Annotated in this window: 2 protein-coding genes; both read left to right on the top strand. The window is 40.8% G+C overall.

Annotation, left to right across the window (positions count from 1 at the left end):
- The coding region (locus tag HP439_RS18385; RefSeq protein WP_172391786.1) for a SusC/RagA family TonB-linked outer membrane protein at positions 1-2,332 on the top strand (2,332 nt) is incomplete at its 5' end.
- An 11-nt stretch (positions 2,333-2,343) separates the two neighbouring features.
- A partial coding sequence (locus tag HP439_RS18380) for a RagB/SusD family nutrient uptake outer membrane protein (protein WP_172391785.1) occupies positions 2,344-3,357 on the top strand: 1,014 nt, incomplete at its 3' end.

Genomic DNA, 3,357 nt, shown 5'->3' with positions numbered 1-3,357 from the left:
TGGTTCACGTGGTACAAACGGGGTAGTCGTAGTAACAACCAAATCTGCGACGAATGCTGGTGAAGGGGTGTTCTCTGTTAACTTGTCTTCTGGTACCAGTAAGTTCAATAGAGGAAATGTGGAATTAATGAACTCTGCAGAGCTATGGGATTTGTATCAATCTTTTAATAATCAATCAGCAGTGCCCGATGCAATAACGGAGGATGTGCTTGGTACTGATTACAAGTGGCTGGATAAGGGGACACAGGCTGGTAGACTAAATGATTTCGCCGCAAATTACATGGCTAAAACGGAGAAAACTTCAGTTTTTACAAGTTTAAATTATTACGATGAAAAAGGATCCATTAAGGGCTACGACTACAATCGTCTGTCGGCTAGGTTAAATTTGGATCATAAATTGACTGATCGTATCACTTTTAAACCAAAAATTAATGCGACCTACACCTCTACGGAGTCTAAGGAGCATTCTTTGTACGACATGATGCTGAACATGCCTTGGGATACACCGTTTAATGATGATGGTAGTTTAAGAAATCCAACAATCGAGGGAACTTCTCAACTATACAACTGGTATGGGCGTGATGCTCGAAATTACCTGTATGACTTGCAATATAATTATGGGGACAGGCAGACGTTCGATATCCAATCCAATTTAGACTTCTCGTACAAAATATCTGATCGATTTACGTTTGAGTCGACAAATAGTTTAGCCTATTACAACAGTACGTCGATGACTTATACGGATCCCCTTTCAAATTCGGGAAGAGCAAACGATGGAACAATTTATAATTTTTCGGCGAAGCGAATTGTTCGATTTTTCAATCAAATGTTGAAATACCAAGAATCTTTTGGGAAGCATAACCTTTCGGCATTTGCTGCCTATGAATATTCCGATTATACTTATCAGGATTTAGGAATGACGGGAAAGGGTATTGCTCCGGGATCGGTTATTGTTGGTAATGCGGCAGATATTCTTTCTAAAACAGGAACTAAAAATGATTACGCGATTCAATCTGGACTGATACAGGGGATGTATAATTACGATGATCGCTATAATGCGCAAGTATCATATCGGATTGACGGATCCTCTCGGTTCGGAACAGCAAAGCAATACGGTAGTTTCTATTCGTTGAGCGGCGCGTGGAATATTCATAAAGAAGATTTTTTCGATATTTCGGCAATTAACACATTTCGTCTTCGGGCTTCCTACGGGACTGTCGGTAACTTGCCAAATGAGTATTATGCGTCATTTTCAACATACGGATTAGAAGCCCAGTATAATGGTGAGCCGGCTGCTATCCTTGCGCAATATCAGAATTCGAACGTAAGCTGGGAAACCTCGAAGGACGCAAATATCGGTGTTGAATTAGGTTTTTTAAATCGATTTAACTTAAGTGTAGATGCCTACAATAAAAATACAGATGGATTACTCTATTACGTCGCATTTCCATCAACCGCGGGTTGGGAAGGATATTGGGCTAATATCGGTGCGATTCGTAACAGGGGTCTTGAAGTAGCGGTAAGTGGTGACGTGATTAGAACTGAAAAATTCAAATGGAATCTAGGGGTTAATATAGCACATAATAACAATAAGATAATCTCTTTGAAGGATGGTGCGGATATTCCAAAGGGTGAAACCCGTCGGTTCTCCGAAGGTAGAGATATTGATTCTTGGTATATGCGTAAATGGGCTGGTGTTGATCCGGAAAATGGTGCGCCACTTTGGGAGATTGTTGATTCAGAAACAGGAGAAGTTAGTACGACTTCCAATTATAACGATGGTACCTTACAGTTTGTAGGAAAGAGTACTCCTGATTTGCAAGGAGGGATTTCTTCGATGATGTCATACGAAGGGTTCACGCTGAGCGCTTCTGCTGCCTTTATCACCGGGACAACTACTTTCAATGCTGCTCGTCAATACTTCGACGCAGATGGAGCCTATCCTTCATATAACCAGATGGTTTTAGCGGACGGATGGTCAAGATGGACACCGGAGAATACGGATGCAACCCATCCAGTTGCTGCCTATAATAATAATAGTGGTTCAAATAAAATTTCGTCTCGCTATTTAGAGGACGCTTCTTTCTTCCGTTTAAGGAACGTAACGCTAGGTTACAATTTTAAAGATGCGGTGACATCCAAACTAAGAGTCAAAGGTTTGGGAGTGTTCCTTTCGGCTGATAATTTATGGACGGCGACCAAGTTTACTGGATTCGATCCTGAAAGTGCAATAGTAGGTAATGATAACGCCGTAGATAAAACGACGGGCGATGCGACAGCGCAATACCCGGCGCCCAAACGTTTTATTTTTGGCCTTAATCTCACATTTTAAGAATAGACAACATGAAAAGAATTTTTATATACTCGGCAACCATAGCTATTCTAGCGAGCTCATGTTCGTTGGATAAAAAGCCGTATGATTCACTGACGAATGAATCGATTGACAATACCGCAGGTGCGTTGGAAGCACTGAACAATGGTAATTACCATAATTTAAAAAGTTGGGTTGAAAATTGGCACCGCGTAACGGAATACCCTAGTGATAATGTGTCGTTGTCGGGGACGACCACAGACAACTTTTTTTACAATTATAATTACCAGCGTATTGTTAGTAACGGTAGGGTAAATTCGTTCTGGTCGACGTCTTATAAAATTATCGCGGGAACCAACCATCTAATTAATCGTGTAGTAGAAGGGCAGAGTGATGAAGGCGATCAGGTTATCGCAGAAAATCTATACCTAAGGAGCTTAATGTACTTCTATTTAACAAATGTTTTTGGGAAGCCTTATAATCAGGGCGCAGAAACAAATCTAGCGGTACCCTTGAATTTAGCCGATGATCCTTTTGAAATATTGCCTCGCAATACGGTGAAGGAAGTATACGACCAGGTAGAAAAAGACCTTTTAAAAGCAGAGGGGTTATTTAAAGAGTTCAAAGGTAATATCTACGGTAACGTATATGCAACCCAAGCTTTACTTGCGCGATTGTATTTGTATAAAGGTGACAATACAAAAGCTATCGAGTATGCAAATAAGGTTCTCGAATCAGGCGAATTTTCATTATTGTCAACAGCAAATTATGGCCAACTCACCACGGCGATACCGGAGAACAATCCAGAAAACATTTTCGCTATTAAGTTTGTAAAAGATATTGATTACCGTGATGACGGCTGGTACACGATTGGATCAATGTACGCCAGTATAGAAGGAGCGGGCTGGGGTGAGATGTACGCTTCACGTTCCTATTTGGAAGCCGTTCGCAAATACCCAGAGGACGTACGCTACAACATGATTTCACCAGTTGTTTCTAATCCAAATGAGCTTCATGCTTATTATGTAAATGATGATTATAAGTAT

The sequence above is a fragment of the Sphingobacterium shayense genome (genome assembly GCF_013179575.1).
Classification (GTDB): domain Bacteria; phylum Bacteroidota; class Bacteroidia; order Sphingobacteriales; family Sphingobacteriaceae; genus Sphingobacterium; species Sphingobacterium shayense.
The sequence above is the reverse complement of the archived record's forward strand: the minus strand, read 5'-3'. Positions and strand labels throughout refer to the sequence as shown.